Origin of the sequence: Acinetobacter sp. 40AMC3-4 (assembly GCF_049898185.1) — a bacterium.
Taxonomy (GTDB): domain Bacteria; phylum Pseudomonadota; class Gammaproteobacteria; order Pseudomonadales; family Moraxellaceae; genus Acinetobacter.
The window spans coordinates 214,562-238,315 of sequence record NZ_JAFCXG010000002.1 but is presented as its reverse complement, the minus strand read 5'-3'; the positions used below and the strand labels follow the sequence as shown (position 1 = coordinate 238,315).

Annotated in this window: 20 protein-coding genes; 8 read left to right on the top strand and 12 right to left on the bottom strand. The window is 45.2% G+C overall.

Annotated features, from left to right (window positions below; all coding sequences use genetic code 11):
• Positions 1 to 22: 22 nt before the first annotated feature.
• The 6 genes from adeK to sdsA form a co-directional block, all read right to left on the bottom strand.
• Positions 23 to 1,489 (bottom strand): multidrug efflux RND transporter AdeIJK outer membrane channel subunit AdeK, encoded by a 1,467-nt coding sequence (adeK, locus tag ACP7BU_RS03845; RefSeq protein ID WP_425878765.1) that lies wholly within the window; start codon positions 1,487 to 1,489, stop codon positions 23 to 25.
• Entirely contained in the window at positions 1,489 to 4,665 is a 3,177-nt protein-coding gene (locus tag ACP7BU_RS03840; RefSeq protein WP_425878766.1) for an efflux RND transporter permease subunit, read from the bottom strand. The genes adeK and ACP7BU_RS03840 overlap by 1 nt, the downstream gene beginning before the upstream one ends.
• Positions 4,666 to 4,678: 13 nt before the next feature.
• Positions 4,679 to 5,941, bottom strand: a complete 1,263-nt coding sequence (locus tag ACP7BU_RS03835) for an efflux RND transporter periplasmic adaptor subunit (RefSeq protein WP_425878768.1) — start codon at positions 5,939 to 5,941, stop codon at positions 4,679 to 4,681.
• A 36-nt stretch (positions 5,942 to 5,977) separates the two neighbouring features.
• Positions 5,978 to 6,580 (bottom strand): phosphatase PAP2 family protein, encoded by a 603-nt coding sequence (locus tag ACP7BU_RS03830; protein ID WP_004645802.1) that lies wholly within the window; start codon positions 6,578 to 6,580, stop codon positions 5,978 to 5,980.
• Between the two features lie 152 nt (positions 6,581 to 6,732).
• Positions 6,733 to 8,781 carry a site-specific recombinase gene (locus tag ACP7BU_RS03825; RefSeq protein ID WP_425878770.1) on the bottom strand — a complete coding sequence of 683 codons (2,049 nt, stop codon included), beginning with the start codon at positions 8,779 to 8,781 and terminating at the stop codon, positions 6,733 to 6,735.
• 15 nt (positions 8,782 to 8,796) lie between these two features.
• The gene (gene sdsA / locus ACP7BU_RS03820; protein WP_005265900.1) at positions 8,797 to 9,774 is read right to left on the bottom strand and encodes an All-trans-nonaprenyl-diphosphate synthase; all 978 of its coding nucleotides are present in this window, start codon (positions 9,772 to 9,774) and stop codon (positions 8,797 to 8,799) included.
• Positions 9,775 to 10,220: 446 nt separating this feature from the next.
• On the opposite strand from sdsA, the gene rplU reads away from it, so the two are divergent.
• The 8 genes from rplU (at position 10,221) to ACP7BU_RS03780 (ending at position 16,861) form a co-directional block, all read left to right on the top strand.
• Complete coding sequence (gene rplU, locus ACP7BU_RS03815) at positions 10,221 to 10,532, top strand: 50S ribosomal protein L21 (protein WP_004280640.1); 312 nt, start codon at positions 10,221 to 10,223, stop codon at positions 10,530 to 10,532.
• Between the two features lie 19 nt (positions 10,533 to 10,551).
• The gene (rpmA, locus tag ACP7BU_RS03810) at positions 10,552 to 10,806 is read left to right on the top strand and encodes a 50S ribosomal protein L27 (RefSeq protein WP_004280639.1); all 255 of its coding nucleotides are present in this window, start codon (positions 10,552 to 10,554) and stop codon (positions 10,804 to 10,806) included.
• 247 nt (positions 10,807 to 11,053) lie between these two features.
• Positions 11,054 to 11,749 carry an outer membrane lipoprotein chaperone LolA gene (gene lolA, locus ACP7BU_RS03805; protein WP_005106298.1) on the top strand — a complete coding sequence of 232 codons (696 nt, stop codon included), beginning with the start codon at positions 11,054 to 11,056 and terminating at the stop codon, positions 11,747 to 11,749.
• A 170-nt stretch (positions 11,750 to 11,919) separates the two neighbouring features.
• A complete protein-coding gene (locus ACP7BU_RS03800; protein ID WP_425878773.1) occupies positions 11,920 to 12,681 on the top strand; it encodes an RsiV family protein in 762 nt (253 codons plus the stop codon).
• A gap of 100 nt (positions 12,682 to 12,781) precedes the next feature.
• Positions 12,782 to 14,053, top strand: coding sequence for a serine--tRNA ligase (gene serS / locus ACP7BU_RS03795; protein WP_425878775.1), 1,272 nt, complete (start codon positions 12,782 to 12,784; stop codon positions 14,051 to 14,053).
• Positions 14,054 to 14,126: 73 nt separating this feature from the next.
• A complete protein-coding gene (cysG, locus tag ACP7BU_RS03790) occupies positions 14,127 to 15,509 on the top strand; it encodes a siroheme synthase CysG (protein WP_425878777.1) in 1,383 nt (460 codons plus the stop codon).
• Between the two features lie 303 nt (positions 15,510 to 15,812).
• Entirely contained in the window at positions 15,813 to 16,289 is a 477-nt protein-coding gene (locus ACP7BU_RS03785) for a tRNA (cytidine(34)-2'-O)-methyltransferase (RefSeq protein WP_005106302.1), read from the top strand.
• A gap of 89 nt (positions 16,290 to 16,378) precedes the next feature.
• A complete protein-coding gene (locus ACP7BU_RS03780; protein ID WP_180180458.1) occupies positions 16,379 to 16,861 on the top strand; it encodes a hypothetical protein in 483 nt (160 codons plus the stop codon).
• Positions 16,862 to 16,929: 68 nt separating this feature from the next.
• Here ACP7BU_RS03780 and ACP7BU_RS03775 read toward each other — a convergent pair whose 3' ends face one another.
• The 6 genes from ACP7BU_RS03775 to rpoD all read right to left on the bottom strand — a co-directional run bounded on the left by ACP7BU_RS03775 (position 16,930) and on the right by rpoD (position 23,529).
• Entirely contained in the window at positions 16,930 to 18,321 is a 1,392-nt protein-coding gene (locus tag ACP7BU_RS03775) for an APC family permease (RefSeq protein ID WP_153566830.1), read from the bottom strand.
• A gap of 267 nt (positions 18,322 to 18,588) precedes the next feature.
• The gene (locus ACP7BU_RS03770) at positions 18,589 to 19,773 is read right to left on the bottom strand and encodes an iron-containing alcohol dehydrogenase (protein WP_409665975.1); all 1,185 of its coding nucleotides are present in this window, start codon (positions 19,771 to 19,773) and stop codon (positions 18,589 to 18,591) included.
• 1 nt (position 19,774) lies between these two features.
• A complete protein-coding gene (locus ACP7BU_RS03765) occupies positions 19,775 to 20,308 on the bottom strand; it encodes a hypothetical protein (RefSeq protein WP_180037094.1) in 534 nt (177 codons plus the stop codon).
• Between the two features lie 74 nt (positions 20,309 to 20,382).
• Positions 20,383 to 21,042 carry a lipoyl(octanoyl) transferase LipB gene (lipB, locus tag ACP7BU_RS03760; protein ID WP_425878781.1) on the bottom strand — a complete coding sequence of 220 codons (660 nt, stop codon included), beginning with the start codon at positions 21,040 to 21,042 and terminating at the stop codon, positions 20,383 to 20,385.
• Between the two features lie 151 nt (positions 21,043 to 21,193).
• Positions 21,194 to 21,481 (bottom strand): YbeD family protein, encoded by a 288-nt coding sequence (locus ACP7BU_RS03755; RefSeq protein WP_004280625.1) that lies wholly within the window; start codon positions 21,479 to 21,481, stop codon positions 21,194 to 21,196.
• A 113-nt stretch (positions 21,482 to 21,594) separates the two neighbouring features.
• Entirely contained in the window at positions 21,595 to 23,529 is a 1,935-nt protein-coding gene (gene rpoD, locus ACP7BU_RS03750; RefSeq protein WP_224215688.1) for an RNA polymerase sigma factor RpoD, read from the bottom strand.
• Between the last annotated feature and the right edge of the window lie 225 nt (positions 23,530 to 23,754).

Below are 23,754 nucleotides of genomic sequence, written 5' to 3'. Positions count from 1 at the left end.
CTTTTCTTGATCTATCTGGAATTTATTGCGCTGGTTGTTCTGCCGCACGGCGCTGTTCAGACACAGACGGTGTGTTCAGCAAGGTATCCGTCGTATTGACTTTCAAGCCGCCCCCCAGGGTTTTGTAGACTTCAACCTGATTGTTCAGATTGGCCTGTTCAAGCAATAACAAACCTTGTTCTGCTGCATAAGACGCACGCTGTGCATCCAGTACAGTCAGATAGCTGTCAATTCCGGCGCGGAAACGTGCCTGTGACAAGCGATAGGTGGTGTTGGTTGCTTCGACCAGACGGCGCTGAGCTGCAAGACGGTCACCAATATTCTGACGTACTGCCAAGGCATCATTCACTTCACGGAAAGCAGTCTGAATCGACTTTTCGTAATCTGACAAGGAAATTTGCTGATCGGTTTCAGAAATACGGATATTGGCCTGACGGGTACCCCAATCAAAAATTGGAATATCCAGACTCGGACCAAATGACCAGGCAAAACTACCTGATTTAAACAGGTCGCCTAAATCAGTAGAGGCATAACCTGCTGAACCGGTCAAACTAATTGTCGGGAACAGACGTGCACGTGCTGCCGCAATATTGGCACCTGCCGCAGACAGGCGGTATTCTGCTGCACGAACATCTGGACGGTTGATCAATAGATCACTTGGCAAGCCTGAACCCAATGCAGTATTGGAAGTGATGCGGGTCACGCGTTGTGCTGGTAATAAATTCGCAGGCACTTGCTGACCGACCAGCAGGTTTAACAGGTTTTGTGCCTGTGCCACCTGAGTGCGGTAATTCGCAACATCATTACGTGCTGTTTCAACCGAAATTTGCGCCTGACGCACTGGAAGCTCGCTGTCGATCCCGACATCAAAACGTTTTTTGTTCAGATTAAAAGATTCAAGCTGAGCTTTCAGCGTTTGCTCAGCCAAAGTCAGATTGGCATTGGCAAACGAGTAGCTGAGCCAAGCCTGAGACACCTGACCAATTAAGGCAATTTGCGTCGCATCTCGAGCACTTTGGGTCGCCAGGAAACTATCCAGCGCATTGTCACGCAAGCTGCGGACACGTCCCCAAAAATCCAGTTCATACGCAGTTACACCCAGTCCGACATTATAAGTCGTCACTGCACCGCGATTCTGCGAATTCATGGTGTCCTGGCGTAATACGCTACCACTGGCACCAATCGTCGGTAACTGGTTGTTTTCAGTAATCTGATACTGTTGCTGAGCTCGTTGAATATTGAGGGCAGCAATACGCAAATCACGGTTATTGTTTAATGCCAGATCCAGCACCTGTAACAGGCGCTGATCAGCAAAAAAGTTTTTATAACCTTGTTCTGCTACAGAAGTACCAGACGCATTGATATAGCTGCTCGGGATATCTGCCTGCGCAACCGGCTCTGGACTGCGCATGCTTTGACAAGCCGTCAAAGCAAGCGCAAGGGCAGATACCGCAATGCTACGACCTGTAATAGACCATACATTTTGCATTACGACTTATACTCCTGATTTTGTTGTTTTGGTTTGTATTTAAAGACACTTCGAATCCACACGTAGAATACCGGGATAAAGAAGATACCTAACAAGGTCGAGCTGATCACGCCGCCGAGTACACCATAACCGACTGAGTGCTGGCTACCTGCACCTGCACCTGAAGCCAGGGCAAGCGGTAATACACCAAAACCAAAGGCCAATGTGGTCATGATAATTGGACGTAAACGCATTTTTGCCGCATGCAAGGTCGCTTCAAATAACTCTTCACCTTGTTCCTGCAATTCTTTCGCAAACTCGACAATCAAGATCGCGTTTTTCGCAGAAAGACCAATCACGGCAATAATCGCCACCTGGAAGTAAATGTTATTCGACAGGTTCGGGTTTTGCAGCAATACCATTCCACCAAAGGTAAGTAATAATGCACCAACAATACCCAATGGCACCACCATTAGAACCGAGAACGGAATCGACCAGCTTTCATACAGGGCTGCCAGACACAGGAAGACGATCAGCAGTGACAAGGCATACAGGAACGGCGCCTGTGCACCAGATTCACGCTCTTCCAAAGACAGACCTGTCCATTCGAAATCGAAACCTTGTAAGCCCATTTCTGGTAACTTCGCCACGATTTCTTCCATGGCCACCATCGCATCACCTGAACTGATACCCGGAGCAGGTGTACCCTGAATGTTCATCGAAGATACGCCGTTATAACGCTCAAGACGTGGTGAACCGTAGGTCCATTCGCCTGTGGCAAACGCCGAGAATGGCACCATTTCACCGCGGTTATTACGCACATACCATTGGTCCAGATCTTCAGGCATCATACGCGAGCCAGCTTCACCCTGAACATAGACTTTCTTGACACGACCGCGATCAATGAAGTCATTGATATACGAACCGCCCCAAGCAATACCCATGGTGCTGTTAATTTCAGCAACACTCACGCCCAATGCACCGGCTTGTGCATGATCGACAATGACACGGTACTGTGGATTATCTTCCTGACCATTCGGACGTACACCAGCCAGACGCGAGTCTTGTGCTGCTAGACCGAGAATCGTATTACGTGCTGCCAGGAGCTGATCATGACTTTGACCACTTGCAGCTTTGAGCTGTAAGTTAAAGCCAGCCGACACACCCAGTTCAGGCATTGCAGGTAATTGCAGTGGCATGATGTAAGACGCATCTTTGACAATCATGTTCAGCGCCATACCACGTTGAATAATGGCACCGATTTGAGATTCCGGACTGTGACGCTCTGACCAGTCTTTCAGTTTAATAAATGCCAGACCTGCGTTTTGTCCCACACCCGTGAAGGAGAAACCTGCCACACTAAAGACGGATTCGACATGCTCTTTCTCGTTTTCCAAGAAATAGTTGGTCATGGTGCTGATCACTTTGTCGGTACGTTCCAAGGTTGCATTTGGCGGTAACTGAACCAGCGTCATGACCACGCCCTGGTCTTCATCCGGTAGGAACGAAGAAGGCAGTTTCTGGAACAACAGCACAATAATACCCAGTACCACGGCATACACCACACCTGAGAAAATCTTGCTGTGGGTCATGCGGTTGACGCCGCCCTGATATTTCACAGAGACCTTGTCAAAACTGCTATTAAACCAGCGGAAGAAACGCGCAAAAATACCATTACTTTCCGGCTTGTTCGGATCATGCTGTTTCAGCAGGGTCGCACACAGGGCAGGAGTAAAGGTTAAGGCAACCACCAGTGACAAGACCATCGCTGTTACCAGCGTAATCGAGAACTGGCGATAAATGACCCCGGTGGTTCCACCGAAGAAAGCCATTGGAACGAATACTGCCGACAGCACCGAGGTAATACCAATCAATGCGCCAGAAATCTGTTTCATCGATTTTTCAGTTGCAGCAACCGGATCGAGATGTTCTTCCACCATGACCCGTTCGACGTTCTCGACCACAACAATCGCGTCATCGACCAGAAGACCAATCGCCAATACCATGGCAAACATGGTCAGGGTATTAATCGAGAAGCCAAAGATGTTAATGACGGCAAATGTACCCAATACGACGACTGGAACTGCCATGGTTGGAATGATGGTGGCACGCCAGTTCTGCAAGAACAGGAACATCACCAGGAATACTAGAATAATCGCTTCGATCAGAGTTTTAACTACACTCTTAATCGACAGTTCAATAAATGGTGTTGTATCAAACGCCAGTTGGTCGACCATGCCTTGCGGATAGTTCGGACGTAACTGTTTTAAGCGTTCTTCAACCGCTTGTGCGGTATCCAGGGCATTGGCGCCAGTCGCAAGCTTGATTGCTACACCACCAGCCGGTTTGCCATTAAATTTAGAATCAAACTGATAGTTATCTGCACCGAGTTCAACTCGTGCAACATCACCTAAGCGAACCTGCGCACCAGAAGTGGCATTTTTCAGGAAGATATTGCTGAACTGTTCCGGCGTTTGTAACAGACTTTGAGCCGTTACCGTCGCATTTAACACTTGTCCTTGAACTGCAGGCGCACCACCCAATTGACCTACGGCAACCTGTGCGTTTTGGGTACGGATTGCAGTGGCAATATCACTTGGCGTTACTTGCAGGCTTGCCATTTTGGCTGGATCCAGCCAGATGCGCATCGCATAAGAACCACCAAAGACCTGAACTTCACCGACCCCGGCCACACGGCTTAAAGGTTCAGCAATATTCGAGTTAACATAGTCTTTGATGTCATCTGCAGTCAGGCTGCTATCAGGTGAATAGAATGCCAAAACTTGCAAGAAGCTTGCACCCGATTTGGTCACTCGCACACCCTGACGTTGTACATCTTCAGGCAACAGGGCAGTCGCAGACTGTAATTTGTTTTGAACCTGGACCTGTGCGATATCAGGATCGACACCCTGGTCAAAGTTCAAGGAAATAGACGAAGAACCATTACCCGCACTGTTGGACGAGATATAGCGCAAGCCATCCATACCGTTCATTTGCTGCTCGATGATCTGGGTCACTGTATTTTCAACAGTTTCAGCAGATGCACCCGGATAAGTCGCAGAAATCGTCACGGTCGGTGGCGCGATGGTTGGATATTGTGCAATCGGCATTTTGCTGATGGTTAAAATACCCGCCAGCATAATCACCAATGCAATCACCCATGCAAAAATAGGGCGATGAATAAAGAATTGAGCCATGAACCATTACTCCTTATGCATTTGCAGCAGGTTTTTGTTCAGGTTTCTCTTTAGCATCATCTGCCTTTTTCTCGCTCGCTGCAGGCTGTTGCGGTGCAGCACCTTGTGGCGCAGCAGCTTGAGGTTGATAAGGTTTTGGTACAACTTGCTGTTCAGGTTTTACTTTCGCAATACCATCTACAATCACTTTATCGCCTGGATTCAGACCTTCAGTCACAATCCAGTTGCTGCCTTGGGAACCAACGGTAGTCACTGGACGTGGCGTCACTTTATTGTCAGCACCGACCAGCATCGCCATCGCCTGACCTGTTGGGGTACGGGTCAAAGCTGCTTGCGGAATCAGGAACGCATTCGGTACTTCACCCTGTACGATTTGTGCAGTGGCAAACATACCTGGCAGAAGCAGGTGATTTTTGTTCGGGAATACCGCACGTAAAGTCACGGTACCTGTTTCCGGGTTCACGCTGGCATCAGAGAATGCAAGACGGCCTTCAACCGGGTAGATACTGCCATCTTCAAGCTTCAACTTGACTTTGGTATTGTTAGAGCTGTTCAAGCTGCCTTGATTAAGCTGTTGACGTAAACGTAAAAGCTCGGCACTTGACTGGTTGATATCTACATAGATTGGATCTAGACGCTGAATCGTTACCAATGGCTCTGGCTGATTCGCTGTCACCAAGGCACCCGCTGTCACAGACGAACGGTTGGTCTGGCCCGAAATCGGAGCACGTACAGTCGAATAGCCTAGGTTGATTTCTGCATTACGCAAAGTTGCGCGATTGGCATTCAAATCAGCTTCAGCCAGTTTGACCTGTGCCGCGATGTCATCATATTCCTGTTTGGAAATGGCATTGGTACCGACCAGTTGACGGTAACGGCCTTCCTTCACACGCAATACGCCCAGATTGGCTTCAGCACGGGCAATCGCTGCACGGGCATTGTCTACTGTAGTGCGGTTGGTACTTGAATCGATTTCATACAAGGCCTGACCTTCACGCACATAGCTGCCTTCCGTGAACAAGCGTTTAAGCACCACGCCACTGGCTTGTGGACGTACGTCTGAAATTTCAAATGCTGTTGTACGACCTGAGAGCTCTACAGACTGCTCTACACTTTGCGGTTGTGCAACAAGAACACCGACTTCAGTCGGTGGCATTTGTTGTTGAGCACCAGCTTGCTGGCCCTCTTTAGGATCTTTGCTACAACCAACAAGTGCAAGACTTGTTGCCAATGCGCAAGCAGTCAGGGCAGGTGCCCAAAGCTTTGCAGAAATCATTATTCCACCTCTAATTAGATTTATATCTAAATTTTCTTATTTGTGAGCCGCGCAATATCTGATCCAGACCATATACCACAACGAAATCCAAATAAAACTGATACTCCAGCCGGATATGACATCTGAAGGAAAATGTACGCCCAGATAAACTCTTGAGATCCCCATCATCAGCATCCATACCACTGCACCGATCACGATGAGGGTATAACGGGAATGTTGCCGATGGATGTAAATTGCCAGACAAGCCAGACAGGCCGCATATAGACTATGGGCACTTGGAAAGGAACTTCCAAAGCTTTCAACCAGATGCAAGGATTCTGGTGGTCGGGGTCGGGCAATTGCAAATTTCAACAGCCAAGCTAGGAGAATTCCTCCGATAATTCCGATACATATAAAAATTGCGTTTGTATACTTTTTATACCACAGCAATGCAATACACCATAGCGTGGATAAAAATAATACAAATGGCATGCCACCTATTAAGGATAAGGACTGAGTAATTTGATTCCAAAACTCGGTGCGATACAGACTCATCCATTCCACAGCTTGCAAGTCGAGCTCGTTTAAAGCGGGAATATTCAGGATGAACACACTGAAAATTAAAAATAAAATACCGACAAAAAGTAACAAGTAATGCATGCCAAAAATCCTTGTCCTTTTAACCGTTCGCAGATCGGCCAATTGTCTAAAGCAAAGTGTACTTGTCAGTACACTTTTTTTCAAGTGTGCGTATTTTATGCGAATTACATTTTTTTCGTAAGGAATTTGTTGCTAAATATACTGTAATTATCTCAGTTTTGAGTTTTTGTCGATGTATGATTTTCGTCAATTTCAATGCTTTGCTTGGGTGGCCAGAAGAAATCACTAGGTCGGGTCAGGAAGTGAGTCATGACCAGTTTTGCCAAAGGTTTCCACTGTTCAAAACGCACCCGGCGCGCGCGTAAGGCTACAATAATCGTCAGAGTGAAACTGACAAACAAGTTGGTCAGGCCAATGAGTAACACACCCAGAAAAGACACTACGATCAAGCCGATATCAGGGCCATTGATGGTAATCAGGCCCTGAATAAAGTTGGCAGAGGCAAATGCGATATGGCGAATATCCAACGGTAGACCGAGAATAAAACCAATGGTGCCCATACTGCCGAGCATGATCCCGAAAATAAAATTACCCGCCAATGCACCCAGATTACGTTCGATATAGTCAGCAAAACGGTAAAGACGCTCTTCCCCCATCAGCTGTGATAACCGCACATGGGCTTTCAGGCGCGGACCGACTTTGCGATAAACGGCCATATTGTCAAAATAACCGGCCAATAATCCGGACAGGAACAAACATACTCCGGCAATTGCTGCATGCGGAATTGCCAACGAAGTAAAAGGATTCAGGTCATGCAAGGTTTTGGCCGCCTTTGCATGATTCATTAAAGGTTCATGCAGCGCAAAATCCCACAGCAGGGTAATTAATGCTGCTACTGGAATCGCAATCGAAATATTGCCCAAAATGGCGACAAACTGGGTGCGGATGATATTTACAATCAGCGCGGCCAGCTCGGCAATTTGAGCCATTTTCGAGCCTTTACGCTGCTGTACAGTAGCCGCCAGTGCGGCAGCAGTCATCGCCGGTTGTTTGGTCGCTACGGTAAAATGCAGGACATGAATCAGCATAAAGCCTAGCGAATAGTTCATGCTGTAGCTAAAAGCCTGCATTAACGGAGCCATGGTGAGGCGTGTCATCAGAACTTTTAAGGTGGCCATTGTCGCGATGATGGCACCAGCACCTGCAGCCGATTTATACATGGCCAGAAAGCCTTGCTTGTCGGTACTCACATAATGCTCACCGGTCTTGCTGGCATTTTCAGTGACCTGTAAAGCCAAAAGTTCACTATTGGTGGCCAGCAGGGCCCGCACACTGCGTTCGCTATAAATTGCTTCAGTAATGTCCGCCATAAATAGGCCAATGGATTGATAACGCAGATCATCGTCATCCATGACCATATTCAGCAGAATCTCAACCCGTTCCAGACACTGTTCTAGCAGTGCCAGCATATAGGTCAGGCTGACACTGACGCCAGTCCGCTTGGTAGAACGGCGAATCTTGGCCACGACATCATGACATTGTTCCAGCATCACCAGTGCTTGTGAGGCATCCGGTGGGGTGATCGAATCGACCAGGATGACCGTGTTATAGCGCTTTTTATATTCCTGAATAAACTCGTTAATCTCACGATTCTGTACCAGAAAGGGAGATTCATATTCCATCAGTTCAGGCTGGGCATTAATAAATTCAGGGTGCAGACCAATACCACTGATCCGGTAAGACAAAATGGTCAATGCCTTGATCAGTTGGTCTTTAATTCGGGTTTTTTCAGGCTGATTGGAATGTCCCTGATTCAGGACTGAAAATAAACGTTGCCAGTCATCTTCATCAAAATAATCCAGCCAGTATTTATCGGTACGCTGATAAAAAACCTTGCGGAATAATTCCTGGAGTTGCTGATGGTCAGGAATCAGCGGCAAGACATGTGCACCAAGGCGCTGGTTTAGCTGGTTCCAGAATCCATCCAGAGACAAAATGCCGGTATCGGAAAACAGACCGGTCTGTTTATAGCGGTTAATGATCCGCAGGGTAAAGGTTTGAAGCGTGGCAACCGCATTCGGGGTAAGTAATAAGGCCCGTATAAATGCATTGAATTTCGCTTCGATCTCTTCGGTATTTCTGCTGTCTTCAGGTCTGATTCTTTCAACCAATTCAATCAGAAGATTTTCATCTAGCACCGCCCGAGGTTGTTCAAGCTGGTGCTGCATGTTTTGGAAAAGATCTAGAAAATTGATATGCATAGGCGAGTTTAAAAGTTACTGAATTCGGTGTAGGGCCAGTTTGGCCAGATTAATCAGGGCCTGACGATATTCGGAGTCAGGTAATGCCTGCAAGGCATCAATTGCAATTTCAGTTTCTTCAGTGGCACGTTGACGGCAATAATCCAGCGCACCAGATTCATTGACAATTTGAATGACCTGTTCCAGATGTTCCGTACCGCCAGTCGCAATACTGCGACGGATGATTTCATGTTGCTCACCGGTGGTGTTTTTCAGTGCCGCAATCAATGGCAGGGTAGGCTTGCCTTCCATGAGATCATCACCGATATTTTTGCCGAGCGTGTCCGCGTCGGAGGTGTAATCTAAAATGTCATCAATAATCTGGAAAGCATTGCCGAAATGTCCGGCAAAGGTTTTTAAAGGCTGACGGAATTCGTTTTTGTCCGACAAAATGGCAGCACCTTCTGTTGCCAGTTCAAACAGGCGCGAGGTCTTGCCATGAATAATATTCAAATAAGTCGCTTCAGTGGTTTCCGGCTGATGCTGGGATTGTAGTTGCAGCACTTCACCTTCAGCAATTTCACAGGTACCGGTCGAAAAATCTTTGAGCAACACCATGTTGTTCAGATCGACCAGCAAATCAAAAGCACGTGAAATCAGAAAGTCACCCACCAAAACCGCAGTCTGGTTATTCCAGGTAGCATTGGCCGTTGGGCGGCCGCGACGCAGACCGGATTCATCTACCACATCATCATGCACCAGTGTTGCGGTATGCAGCATTTCAATAATTGCAGCCAGTTTACGGTGCGGTTCTAAATTTTCAGCACCACACGCCTTGGCGGCCAAAAGACACATAATCGGGCGCATACGTTTGCCACCCGCTTCCACTACGTGTTTGCTGACGGCCATCACTAATGCAACTTTTGAGGTAATTCCTTCATTAATGAATGTGTCCATCGCAGCAAAGTCGTTAGCAACAGGAGCGAGAATGTCTTGCTTAAAGTCGATGGTCATGTGAAAGAAAACCTCTAGTCTGGTAAATCGCTGGGCGTAGTTTAACAATTTATAACATGAGTGAAACCTAAGAAATGCATAAACTCCACTAAAAATCAGCTTTTTATAGATCTTATGTAGATTCGATCCATATTTCGAGCCATAAAAATCAGGAAAGGTCAGGGGGCGTGGCCCTATTCGTCAGGCTGAGTATATTAATCAAACTAGCCGGATTTCTGCTGTATTATTTTGTTGCTGAATATATCTTGAGTATTTGATTTGATAGAAATTATTTAATAGTTAAATAATTAGCGCATCCTGCTCATTATTATTTCAGTAAAATGGCTTGTTGTTTTTTTGAATATCCCTTAAAATCCTCGCCCTTAGATATCCCCCCAGTGGCGTACGTCTTAAGTTCGATATATTCCTTTATCGGCACGACGACACGGGCTTGTTTGGAGTACATTATGTACGCAGTAATCCAAAGCGGTGGTAAACAGCACCGTGTAGTTGAGGGTGAAACCCTTAAAGTAGAATTATTGAAAGCTGAAACTGGCGCGACTATTACGTTTGATGACGTATTGATGCTTGTTAACGGTGAAAGCATTCAAATCGGTGCTCCAGTTGTTGCTGGTGCTACTGTAACTGCTGAAGTAGTTAGCCATGGTCGTCACGACAAAATCCGCATCATCAAAATGCGTCGTCGTAAACACTACCGTAAACAACAAGGTCACCGTCAATGGTTCACTGAGTTGAAAATTACAGCTATTTCAGGCTAATTACGAGGAGTAAATAGACATGGCAACTAAAAAAGCCGGTGGTTCGACTAAGAACGGTCGTGATTCGAATCCTAAGATGTTAGGTGTTAAAGTTTACGGTGGTCAAACTGTAACTGCAGGTAACATCATCGTTCGTCAACGTGGTACTGAATTCCACGCTGGTCAAAACGTTGGTATGGGTCGTGACCATACATTATTTGCTACTGCTGATGGCGTAGTAAAATTCGAAGTGAAAGGTCAATTTGGCCGTCGCTACGTATCTGTTGACGCGTAATCCGCTGAGATAGAAAAAAAGCCCACAGTTATTGTGGGTTTTTTTATGCCTGAAAATTAATGTTCAGATTAAGCGACATTCCATAATGTAAAAATTGTCCTGAAATCTTCATGATGATGAACAAAAAAACCAGTTTCGAATTAATAACAATACAAAAGTTCTTATTTTCTATCATTTTAGCTTTTAATTTTCGTTTAAGATGAGCTATCAAATAAATTGCGATCAAGCAAAATATAAGGGTGAAATTATGAATATGCTTCGTAAAACCGTCTGTGCTATGGCTCTGGGTGCAGTGACTTTAGCACCGGTGATGAGTACAACCGTGTTTGCTGCACCTGTGGCAGCTTCGGAGCAACAGGCAACAGCCAGTCTGGTCAAACAGCTCAATCATGTGCGTAGCATGACGGCAAATTTCGAACAAAGTACCAAGGTAACCAATCCAAGAGCGACCCAGAAAAAAGGTTTGACCGCACAACATATGAATCAAACCTTTAAAGGGGTGATGAAAGTTGAGCGTCCGGGTAAATTCTATTGGGAAACGACCGCACCGTCGAAGCAAGTCATTGCAACCACGGGTAAAACCGTATGGATTTATGATCCTGACTTGCAACAAGCCGTTCGTCAAAGCTTAGATGAGCAGGTTGCTAATACACCGGCGTTATTGCTGTCAGGAAACACCAGCCAGATTATGCAGTCTTACCGGGTGACTCAGCCAAATAAAGGCAAAACCTATTACACGCTGTATCCTAAAAATACCGATGGTGTGTTTGAAAGCCTGACCATTAGCTTTGGCGCAAACAAAGCACCAAGCTTGATGATCTTGCAGGATTCATTGGGACAAACCACCAATATCAAATTTAGCAATGTAAAAGTAAATAGCAGTATTCCAGCCTCTACCTTTAACTTTACCCCACCAAAAGGTACGGACATCATTGATCAATAAGCATCAATATGAACCAGATAAAAAAAGCAACCTTTCGAGGTTGCTTTTTTATTGCCGATCATCTGGATTGTTTTGGACAGACTACAAGGTTCAGCTATATCTAAACATGAGAGCATCTTAGAATAAATAAAAGTCGAGTCAATGAAATTGTAAAATTTTGGGAGCTCAGGATGAAAATTAATCTATTGAAAACTGCTGAAATTTACGCTGTCTTGTTACTCACTGTGGGTATGATGGGTTGTCAGCCTCACTCCAGCTCAGTGGCAACGCTCGCGCAAGCAGATCGGATTACGCAAATTGAAGCCAAGACCGTTCCTGTGAAAGGGGCAGCCAAAGTGGTGTGTGAACTGGAAGGTTGCGTACGCTTCGATCTACAAACGGTGGACAGTAATATTGACTGGATTGATCAATATTTTATTGAGCGCATTCAGCATACCGAACCTGTTGCATTCACCAAGGTCACCCAGAAAAATCCTAAAAAAGCCGATGAGCCGCATTATCTGGATCAGCGCTTTATCAAGGTAGAATTTATTGGTCAGCGTGCTTATTTGGCGACTTTTTCCTTAAAAAGCTCCAATCTGGCGAGGAGTAAAAATGCTTCTCTGAAACATGTGGAATATATCAATTTTGATCTAAAGCAGAGAAAGCGTTTGGCCTTGTCTCAACTATTATTAAATGGCGGTGAGCAGAAACTGCTGAATGCAATGTATCAAGCCAATACTCAATGGCTGAATGCGCAAAGGATTCAACAACAGCAGTTAAAACTGAGTGATAACTATTATTTTGATACAACAGGTCTGGTGATGGTGTATCCGGCAGGAGAACTAGCTCCCGCAGCAACAGGAATGCCTGAATTAAAAGTGTCCTATGCGGATTTAAATGAAGTGATTCGCCCTGAATATTTAGCCATTTTGCAGCAGACAGCTTCCTAAATATTGTGCTAATAGGACGCAGCTAGGGTCAGGGTCACTGTATTTTTTGACGTTAAGAGCTTACACTATAGCCAGTTTTTTTCTTCTGCAAAGATTGATTATGATCGACCCGAAATTACTCAGAAATAATATTGAGGCTGTAAATGTAGCCTTGGCAAAACGTGGTGTTCAACTCAATGTTGAAGAGTGGGCGTCCCTAGAAGCACGCCGTAAAGAGATTCAGTCCAAGACAGAAACCCTGCAAGCTGAACGTAATGCCGGTGCCAAACAAGTCGGTCAAATTAAAAAAGCAGGTGGCGACGCATCTGAAATCATGACACGCATGTCTGCGATTGGTGATGAAATCAAAGCGGCTGAAGCAGCACTGGCTGAACTGCAAGCTGAGCTTGAAGAAAAATTACTGTCTATTCCAAACTTGCCCGATGAAGCTGTGCCTGAAGGTAAAGACGAAAGTGATAACGTGGAAATCCTGAAATGGGGTACACCGCGTGAATTTGATTTCGAAATCAAAGATCATACGGATCTAGGCGAAATGATGGGCGGTCTGGAATTTGAAACCGCGACCAAATTAACCGGTTCACGTTTTAGTGTACTAAAAGGTTCATTAGCACGTTTACAACGTGCCATTACCCAGTTCATGCTAAATACGCATACTGATCAAAATGGTTATACCGAAGCCTATGTGCCTTATCTGGTCAATGCAGATTCATTGCGTGGGACTGGTCAGCTGCCTAAATTTGAAGAAGATCTGTTTAGGCTGCAGGGCGAAAAAGAGTTTTATCTGATTCCAACTGCTGAAGTGCCAGTGACGAATTTCGTACGTGATGAAATTATTGATGCAGACCGTCTGCCATTGAAATATGCAGCGCATACACCATGTTTCCGTAGTGAAGCAGGTTCTTATGGTCGTGATACCCGCGGTTTGATCCGTCAGCACCAATTCGACAAAGTCGAAATGGTTCAGATTGTAAAACCTGAAACTTCGATGCAAGTGCTTGAAGAATTGACTGGCCATGCTGAAGGCATTTTGCAAGCACTCGGACTTCCATATCGTAAAATTTTACTTTGTGGTGGTGACATGGGCTTTGGTGCGACCAAGACTTATGACTTGGAAGTCTGGGTACCAAGCCAAAATACCTACCGTGAAATTTCTTCATGCTCAAACATGGGGGATTTCCAGGCGCGTCGTATGAAAGCGCGTTACCGTGCTGATCAGAAGAAAACTGAATTTGTGCATACCTTGAATGGTTCAGGTCTGGCCGTGGGTCGTACTTTACTTGCAGTGATGGAAAACTATCAACGTGCCGATGGCTCCATTGAGATTCCTGAAGTATTACGTCCATATATGTGTGGTGCGACTTATATCGACTAATTGTCGATCTCAGCATCCCTAAATGTGCATGAAAATTGCATAGACAGTCAGATTTAAAATTTTGAGGTAGTTCGTGGATATTTTTCCAATCTCGTTAAAGTTGCAACAGCAACCTTGTCTGATTGTCGGTGGTGGACATATTGCATACCGTAAAGCACTTTTACTTCAAAAAGCAGGTGCGATCATTCATGTGATTGCGCCTGAAATTGAAGAGAGTCTGCTGCGAATTGTGCAAAATAGCCAAGGACAATATGTGCAGGCGGCTTTTCATCCTGAAGTTGCATTACGTCCATTTCGACTGGTAATTGCGGCAACTGACGATGCGGAAACCAATCGTCAGGTCTTTGAACTGTGTGAAGCGGAAAATGTCCTGGTCAATAGCGTCGATGATCCACCGCATTGCCGCTTTATGGTTCCTGCGATTATTGACCGTTCACCGTTAGTTATTTCTGTAGCCAGTAACGGTACTTCACCGGTGCTATCCCGCCAGATTCGTACCCAGCTAGAAACCACTATTCCGCATGGAATGGGCAAGCTGGCTGAGTTTTCAGGAAAATGGCGCAGTGCGGTTAAGGCTAAAATAGTCAATCCGGATGAACGCCGTATTTTCTGGGAAGATTTATATGCCAGTCCGCTAAAAGAACAGGTGTTCAACGACAATATCGCGGAAGCAGATCGCCTGATCGAGCAAGCATTACAAGAGTGGCAAAAGCCAAAAGGTGAAGTCTACTTGGTCGGTGCGGGTCCGGGTGATCCAGAATTGTTGACCTTAAAAGCCTTACGTTTGATGCAGCAAGCCGATGTGGTGATTTACGATCGTCTGGTTTCAGCACCAATTATGGATCTATGTCGTCGTGATGCGGAAAAGATCTATGTGGGTAAGGCACGTTCCAATCATGCGGTTCCGCAAGATGGAATTAATGCCTTGTTGGTGAAATATGCCAGTGAAGGAAAGCGGGTTTGTCGTCTGAAAGGCGGTGATCCATTTATCTTCGGGCGTGGCGGTGAAGAGATTGAAGAGCTATTTGCTGCTGGAATTACTTTCCAGGTGGTTCCAGGGATTACCGCAGCTTCAGGATGTTCAGCCTATGCCGGTATTCCATTAACCCATCGTGATTATGCGCAAAGTGTGCGTTTCCTGACCGGGCACTTAAAAGAAGGTTCGCCAGAATTGCCTTGGAGTGAGTTGGTCTATGAAAACCAGACCTTAGTGCTTTATATGGGGCTGGTTGGACTGGAGAAAATCTGTGCAGAATTAATCGCTCATGGTCAGCGAGCCGACATGCCAGTGGCCTTGGTTTCTAAAGGTACGACGCCTGAACAGAAAGTTGTAGTAGGAACGCTTGCTGATATTGCATCCAAAGTGTCCGAACATCAGATTCAAGCCCCGACTTTGACCATTATTGGTGAAGTTGTACGCTTACGTGAACAATTGCAATGGCATGAGCGAGAATAAGCAAAGCACTGCTTTGCCCGAGCGCAAGACGAAGGCTGTGCCTGAAGTAAGAGGATAAGCAAAGCACTGCTTTGTCCGAGCGCAAGACGAAGGCTGTGCCTGAAGTAAGAGGATAAGCAAAGCACTGCTTTGCCCCGAGCGCAAGACGAAGGCTAGGCCTGAAGTAAGAGGATAAGCAAAGCACTGCTTTGCCCGAGCGCAAGGCGAAGGCTAGGCCTGAAGTAAGAGGATAAGCAAAGCACTGCTTTGCCCGAGCGCAAGGCGAATGTTGTGTCTGAATTAAATATATTGAGTGAGTAAGCTGTGATCCACGTTGTTTTATATGAGCCTGAAATTCCTGCAAATACAGGCAATATTATTCGTCTGTGTGCCAATACAGGAGCACAGTTACATCTGGTCAAGCCGCTGGGTTTTGAGTTGGATGACAAAAAGCTGAAACGTGCCGGTCTGGATTATCACGAATATGCCAATATGCAGATTTGGGAAAACATCGAAGACTGTCTGGCCGATTTGGCAAGCAAAGGCATTGGGCTGGATGCAATCTATCCATTGACCACCAAAGGTTCTGAAACACCGCATACTTCGGATTTAAACCGTCCTGTGGCCTTGTTAATGGGTCCGGAAACTCGTGGTCTGCCTGAACATGTTCGTATGATGTTTCCGCAAAAGCACTGGATTCGTTTACCGATGGCAGAAAACTCCCGAAGTTTGAACTTGTCGAATGCCACTGCAGTAATTGTCTACGAAGCTTGGCGTCAGCAAGGTTTTAAAACGCTTTAAGCGGAAATTTGTGATGATTCTAAAAGCTGCCTTTGGGTGGCTTTTTTATTTTGTGTAACAAATAGATAAACTGCTTTTCACTTCATTGTATGCTTGAGTTTATAACTTCATCAAATATAACAAAAGGTGCTGCTTTGAAGCCTCTATTAAAACTTGTCATCGCATGTTGCCTTGAAACTATTGCGGCTTCCGTCAGTGCGGAAGAGGACAGAGCCGCCATATCGGCAACAAAGGAAGTTCAGCCCATTACTCAGGCAGAAATACAGCAGGGTTTGCTTAACATGCAAAAACGCTTAGATGCGCGTATTGAAAAATGGGGGCAGAGCCTGAATTCAGATGATTTTCAATGGACCTGGCGGGGGCGTAAATTAAAGCCAGCCAAGCGTGAAGAAGTCTGTGACATTTTTCAGGATGTCGTAGATGAAATGTATCAACTGGCTATCAAAAATAGAGCCCGTTTAGGTCCGGAAGAGCAAAAGTTATTGTCTAATCGCAGTCTGTTTATTGAAAAACTAGGTTATGAAAATAATCGGGTTAATACCCAGATGGGTTTTGATTGTTATCTACGTTAGTTAAATCAAAAAATGAAAAACATAAAAAAGGCGCATGAAGCGCCTTTTTTATTTGAATTAGAACGACATTATTTTTCATCAAATTCATTGTGCTGAGGAGCAGGGTGCTTGAAGCCTTTGGTTTTATAACCTAAGTACAAGATACCGCCAAATGCCCAGATCAGACCGTATTTAAGCGAAGCTTCATCGACTTCTAACCACAATGCAAAGACTGAAATGAAGCCAAGTAAAGGAACCACGACAAAGTTCATGATCTCTTTGGCACTCTTGGTACGACCATCACGTAATGCATAACGTGAAATCACCGACAAGTTGACGAAACTGAATGCCGTTAAGGCACCAAAGCTGATCAATGACACCACAAAATCAAGATCCATAAAGCCAGCAGTTAAAGCCACTGCACCAGCGATCAGGATGTTGTATGAAGGTGTGTAGTTTTTCGGACTAATATGACCGAAGATCTTCTTGTTGATCACGCCATCACGACCCATCACGTACATCAGACGAGATACACCCGCATGTGCTGAAATACCAGAAGCCATTACTGTCACAATTGCGAAGTAAAGTACGACTGTTTTAAACGCCACGCCACCGACAGCTTGTAAAATATCAGGCTGTGTTGCAGCGATATCTTCAAAGTAAGTTTTTGGATCATTCGGAAAGAAGATCTGCATGAAGTAAGTGCTAATGATGAAGATGATACCTGCCAACAATGCAGTCAAGAAAATCGCTTTAGGTAAGGTTTTCTCAGTATCTTTGGTTTCTTCAGCAAGAGAACTTAAAGAGTCAAAACCTGTGAATGAGAAACACAGTAAGGTTGCACCGGTAATCAGGGCAGCAACAGAAGTAAACTCATTCCAGAATGGCTCTAAACTCCACAGTTGATACTTTGCATCGACCAGTGTGCCGTCTGCATTCACGCCACCTTCCAGAAGTTGGTAAACCATCCAGGTGAAGTATGCAATGACGCCCAATTGTACGAATACAATCATACTGTTGAAGTTGGCAACAAATCTCGCACCACGAAGGTTAATCGCGGTCATAAAGGCGGTTAAACCAATGACCCAAACCCAATGGTTCATGTCTGGGAAAAGTGCTTCCAGATAAATCACCGCCAGAATGATATTGACCATTGGCGATAACAGGTAATCCAGCAAGGATGACCAACCCACCATGAAACCTACGTTCGGGTGGATGGATTTTTGCGCATAGGTATAGGCCGAACCCGAAGAAGGGTAGCGACGAATCATATGACCATAGCTCAAGGAGGTTAACAAAATTGCAATCAGTGCAAAAATGTAAGAGGTGGGAACGTGGAAGTTACTTTCTTCAGATACCAGACCAAATGTATCAAACAAGGTCATGGGTTGAATATAAGCTAAACCAATAATAATGATGTGCCAGAGTCCCAGCGTTTTTTGCAGTTTAGCTGCCGATTGAGTCCCAGAGATATTAGTCAACGGCGTTATCCTCTTAATCGTTGATCAAGGATCAGTCATATTTATAAGGATCGTTTGAGACGAACGATCCCCCCTACAGTTTTCTATAAAAGTCCGCCAATCTACTTGAAAAGAACGGCTTTTGCTAGCTATTTTTTTGACTTTTGTCCTGCATAAAATGTGCCATTCAAAAAAAGAAATCGAATTTTTTCTTATGCAAGATAAAAGCCTGATGCTTAAAAAAACATCAGGCTGAAATTTTGGCTATATTGGCTTATTTTTCAGTAATTACCAAGCCTTTTTTAAGATAGATTTTAAATCTTCCAGGGTGGCTTCTTTCGGGTTATAAATGATGGAACCATCATTCAGGGCTTTCTCTGCCACTTCATCGAGCTGGGTTTCAGAAATCTTACCGGTTTCACGTAATGTGCGTGGTAATTTGGTCAGACTGTAAATGCGGTCACGCATGGTCAGAATCGTCGCAATGGTTTTGTCAGCACGTAGATGCGCCGGCGTTTGTGCATAAATATCGGCACCCGCCAAAGGCAGGAGCAGATCTGCGATTTTATCGCCATTGACCTCTTTGTTGTATTCCAGCACATAAGGCAGGAATAAGTTCATGCATAAACCATGCGGCAGGTGTACCACTGCACCCAATGAGTGCCCCAGTGAATGCACAATGCCAACCATCGAGTTGGAAAATGCAATTCCCGCCATGGTCGATGCCTGTGCCAGCTCCAAACGGCCTTGTGCATCGGAAGGGTTATCCAGCACATTAAATAGGTGGGTACTGATCTTTTTGACTGCGGCGGTGGCATAAGCATCCGAAATCGGATTGGCTGCCATGCAGGTATAAGCTTCGACCGCATGGGTCATAGCATCCATTGCGGTCATGGCGGTTAAATGTGGCGGCAAGGTCTGGGTCATGCGGGGATCCAGAATCGCAGCATGCGGCATCAGATAATAAGAGGCGAACGGCATTTTGACGTTCTTTTCAGTGTCCGACACGACAGCGACCATGGTCACTTCTGAACCTGTACCAGATGTGGTTGGAATCACAAAGAACGGTTTCAGCGGTTTAGGCAAGTTATGTGCACCCGAATATTTCAGCAGGTCATCACCGCCTTCCGATACCAGAATATTGGTTGCCTTAGAGGTATCAATGACTGAACCTCCGCCCACAGCAATGATCGCGTCGCAATGATTTTCGCGATACAGCTTTGCCGCACTGCGCACTGTACCCAAGCTAGAGTCGGGTGGTACATCATCAAAAATCGCTACAATTGCAGCATCTGCCATTTCAAATGCAGCTTCAATTGGTGCCAACAAATTGTTGGCACGGACGCCTTTGTCGGTAATGATGAGCGGACGTTTGGCCCCCAAAGTCGCAAGTTCAAACGGAATATGTTCTAACGCGGCATGACCGGCAATCACTTTGACCGGACAGAAAAATTCATAATAAGGTTTAGCCATGTTATACACTCCGTTTCAAATAGGATTGAGCGATTTTCAGATAAATACTGCTCGCTTCGCTTAGTTTTTCTTTTAGGCTCAGATTGCTTGGATATTCTTTAACTGCCAGTTGTGCCACCATTTTCGGCAAAATCAGTGCTTCCATTTTATTCAGGCAACGTACCAGACGAATGGCATTGGAAATATCGCCATCAGCAATCATACGGTCATTGGCAAAAGCTTGAGAGGTACTTTCCTGAAAAGAAAATACCAAAAAGGCATGGTGCAGATGTTTAAAGGTAATGATCAAATCAGGTGCTTTTTCCAGATTTTTGACCAGTTCCAGCTGTTTGTCCTCAGTGACCCGCGCCACAAAGGCCGGGCCATGCGGAAAGACTTTCATGGAAAGAGTGAAATTTTCTGGAAAATGGGCCACTTCCTGTTTGATTTCTTTATCCACCTGACTTGCCATGACCAGACCTCGGCCAATCACATCCATCATGAGTTTGACATAGGCAAGCTGCAAAGCGGGTTTTACGGATTTAGTCGCAATCACGTGATGATCCCTATCTCAATATTATTAGTTTAGAGTAAATACTCTAATTTATTTGGGGGTAAAATGCAAAGGCTTTATCTTTGCTCGACAGTTACTTGCTTAAAGTACCCGTTGTGACGCAAAGTTTCAATAATTTCAGTGCACAACTGGCTGAATTGGGGTGGTTGCTCGAGCAGGTCACTCATGCGTACCATTTCCAGTCCTGCATAGCCACAAGGGTTAATGGTGTTGAATCCGCTCAGATCACAATCTAGATTTAGGGACAGACCATGGTAGCTACGGCCTTTGCGAATTTTAAAACCGAGTGAGCCGATTTTACGTTCAGCCACATATACACCAGGTGCATCCGGTTTGGCATAGGCATCAATGCCATATTTTTTTAGCAATTCAATCATCAGGTTTTCAGCATAAGACACCAGCGTGCGCACATTCCAGCCCAGACGATTCAGGTCGAACATGAAGTAAGCCACCAATTGACCGGGACCATGCCAGGTCACCTGACCACCACGATCGGTCTGAATCACCGGAATATTGCTTGGTATTAAAATATGTTCCGGTTTGCCTGCCTGACCTTGAGTCAGTACATCCTGATGTTGCAAAATCCACAATTGATCCGGGCTATGTTCATCACGGGTTTCCGTAAATGTTTTCATTTCCAGAAAACGATCTTCATAAGGTGTGAGGTCGTGATATTGACGAATGATCAGCTCGGGCTTTTGCAGCACATCAGTCACAGGAAGTGTCCTTGGTAATTATAAAAAACTGGTCATAATTATAATGATTTCGGCATGAAATAGGGGTGAGATCAGCAATATTTCATGGGTATCTTAGCGCTGTATAGGCATAAAAAAAACACGCCCGGAAGCGTGTCTTTTGTATTTTCGATTACAGTGCTGTTTTAATTAGCGGGCAAGCGGCCAAATCTGCATATACTGCATGAACCTGTTCCAGTTCCAAAAAGCGCAGTTGTGCGGTAATGGAATGGTATTTTCCAGTACGTGATGGCGTAATACTGACGCTATCACCTTCAAAATCTGGAAAATGTTTCAGAAAAATGTCGATGACAGCATGACGCAATTCATCGCCCGCAAGGCCAATCAGTTTAATCGGATAATCCATAGGGAAAACCCAAAGATGTTCTTGAAGTTCACGAGATGGTGTACGGTCTAACATGGTAGTCCCCCTGATTTGAAACGCCTGCAATCATGCAGGCGTTTGGGTTTGTCTTGGCTACTTAAATGGAGACTGATGATCAAATTTCAAGTCTCCAGAATAAGCATCAAATCTTAATCATTCTCAAGGAATGAACGTAAGTGTTCTGAACGCGATGGATGGCGAAGTTTACGCAGCGCTTTCGCTTCAATCTGACGAATACGTTCACGTGTTACGTCAAACTGTTTGCCCACCTCTTCCAAAGTATGGTCAGTCGGCATGTCGATACCAAAACGCATTTTTAGGACTTTGGCTTCACGTTCAGTCAGGTTTTCCAGAACTTCACGTGTCGCTTCTTTCAGGCCTTCAGACGTTGCCGCATCAATTGGTGAAGTGATGTTGCTGTCTTCAATGAAGTCACCCAGATGTGAATCTTCATCATCACCGATCGGTGTTTCCATCGAAATTGGTTCTTTGGCGATTTTCAGTACTTTACGTACTTTAACTTCGTCCATTTCCAGACGTTCGCCCAGTTCTTCAGGAGTCGGTTCACGACCCATTTCCTGTAGAAGCTGACGAGATACACGGTTGATCTTGTTGATCGTTTCAATCATGTGTACCGGAATACGAATGGTACGTGCCTGATCCGCGATCGAACGGGTAATCGCCTGACGAATCCACCAGGTCGCATAAGTCGAGAATTTATAACCACGACGGTATTCAAACTTGTCTACGGCTTTCATCAGACCGATGTTACCTTCCTGAATCAGATCCAGGAATTGCAAGCCACGGTTGGTATATTTCTTCGCAATCGAAATTACCAGACGCAAGTTCGCTTCAACCATTTCTTTCTTGGCACGACGTGCTTTGGCTTCACCGACGGCCATACGTTTGGCAATGTCTTTAATGCCTTTTACATCAAGGCCAAGCTCTTTCTCGATATCGGCAATTTTTTGCTGGAAGGCCAATACGTCTGGACGTACTTTTTCCAGATAAGCTTTCTGGTCTGCAGGTGTTTTTGCGATCTGCTCATCTAACCAGGCTGGATTCGATTCTTGGCCCGGGAAGCTGGTACGGAACTGGGTGCGATCCATACGGCCACGACGTACTGCATAACGCATCACTTCACGTTCTGCACCACGAATTTGATCATGGGTACCACGAATCATTTCAGAAATGATATCAAATAGACGCGGGGTAAATTTGAACATCATGAATACAGTTGCAAGTGCCTGCAAAGCTTCTTCAGCCTGTTTGCTGTCACGACCATGTTTTTCAATAGTTGCTTTGGTATTCAGCCACGCATTTTCCAGTTCAGTAAAACGCGCTTTAGCAATTTCAGGATCTGGACCAGAATCTGCTTCTGATTCATCATCAGAATCTGCTTCTTCTTCCTCTTCATCATCGTCCAGTTTTACATCTTTGGTCGATTTTTTCGAGTCAGTCTCATCTTCAGCAAGAACCGCTTCTTCTTCTAGAACTTCAGGAATTTCTTCATCTGATTCAGGATCTAAATAACCTGATAAAAGGTCAGCAAGACGGCGTTCACCCGCTTCATAATCTTTGTATTCTTGCAGTACCACTTCTACCGCATTCGGCCAGTAAGCAATCGAGTGCAAAACATCACGAATACCTTCTTCGATGCGTTTTGCGATGCTGATTTCGCCTTCACGAGTCAGAAGTTCTACTGTACCCATCTCACGCATATACATACGTACAGGGTCAGTGGTACGACCTGGCTCGTTTTCTACCGAGGCAAGTACGGCTGCAGCTTCTTCTTCTGCAACTTCATCCGCCGCTTCTGCAGTATCTTCGAACATCGTATCATCAGATTCAGGCGCGCGATCATGTACCGGAATACCAACGTCATTCAGCATCTGAATGATGTCTTCAATCTGCTCGCTTTCTGTGATGGAGTCCGGCAGATGATCGTTAACCTCAGCGAAGGTTAAATAACCTTGTTCTTTGCCTCGGCTAATCAGAGCCGCTACTTGAGAAGTAGGGGAAGTCATATCGCTCATCTTTTGCTTACTCTTCGTTGAATCTGTGGCAGTAAAAAACCGTACAATGCTGCACGATTTAAGCTCGTTAAATTTAGTGAATAGCCTACATATTTCATCAGTGAATTCAGCATTAAAGCTGTCTGATAAAATATTTAAAATGAAATTCAGTAATTTAAGATGGGGGTGAATTTGTTGTTTTCAAGTTCATCCCATGCGTGTCTGTTTATGACTCAAAAAAGGAGAATCAAAAAACATAAGGACGCAGGGTGGATTATATCATGGCACACAATT

Coding starts and splice junctions, on each gene's coding strand:
- rpmA (WP_004280639.1), top strand. CDS start 10,552: ATGGCAACTAAAAAAGCCGGTGGTTCGACTAAGAACGGTCGTGATTCG.
- ACP7BU_RS03780 (WP_180180458.1), top strand. CDS start 16,379: ATGCTTGAGTTTATAACTTCATCAAATATAACAAAAGGTGCTGCTTTG.
- ACP7BU_RS03755 (WP_004280625.1), bottom strand. CDS start 21,481: ATGTTAGACCGTACACCATCTCGTGAACTTCAAGAACATCTTTGGGTT.
- ACP7BU_RS03840 (WP_425878766.1), bottom strand. CDS start 4,665: ATGGCTCAATTCTTTATTCATCGCCCTATTTTTGCATGGGTGATTGCA.
- ACP7BU_RS03825 (WP_425878770.1), bottom strand. CDS start 8,781: ATGCATATCAATTTTCTAGATCTTTTCCAAAACATGCAGCACCAGCTT.
- ACP7BU_RS03800 (WP_425878773.1), top strand. CDS start 11,920: ATGAAAATTAATCTATTGAAAACTGCTGAAATTTACGCTGTCTTGTTA.
- ACP7BU_RS03770 (WP_409665975.1), bottom strand. CDS start 19,773: ATGGCTAAACCTTATTATGAATTTTTCTGTCCGGTCAAAGTGATTGCC.
- serS (WP_425878775.1), top strand. CDS start 12,782: ATGATCGACCCGAAATTACTCAGAAATAATATTGAGGCTGTAAATGTA.
- rplU (WP_004280640.1), top strand. CDS start 10,221: ATGTACGCAGTAATCCAAAGCGGTGGTAAACAGCACCGTGTAGTTGAG.
- ACP7BU_RS03835 (WP_425878768.1), bottom strand. CDS start 5,941: ATGATTTCTGCAAAGCTTTGGGCACCTGCCCTGACTGCTTGCGCATTG.
- sdsA (WP_005265900.1), bottom strand. CDS start 9,774: ATGACCATCGACTTTAAGCAAGACATTCTCGCTCCTGTTGCTAACGAC.
- lolA (WP_005106298.1), top strand. CDS start 11,054: ATGAATATGCTTCGTAAAACCGTCTGTGCTATGGCTCTGGGTGCAGTG.
- adeK (WP_425878765.1), bottom strand. CDS start 1,489: ATGCAAAATGTATGGTCTATTACAGGTCGTAGCATTGCGGTATCTGCC.
- ACP7BU_RS03830 (WP_004645802.1), bottom strand. CDS start 6,580: ATGCATTACTTGTTACTTTTTGTCGGTATTTTATTTTTAATTTTCAGT.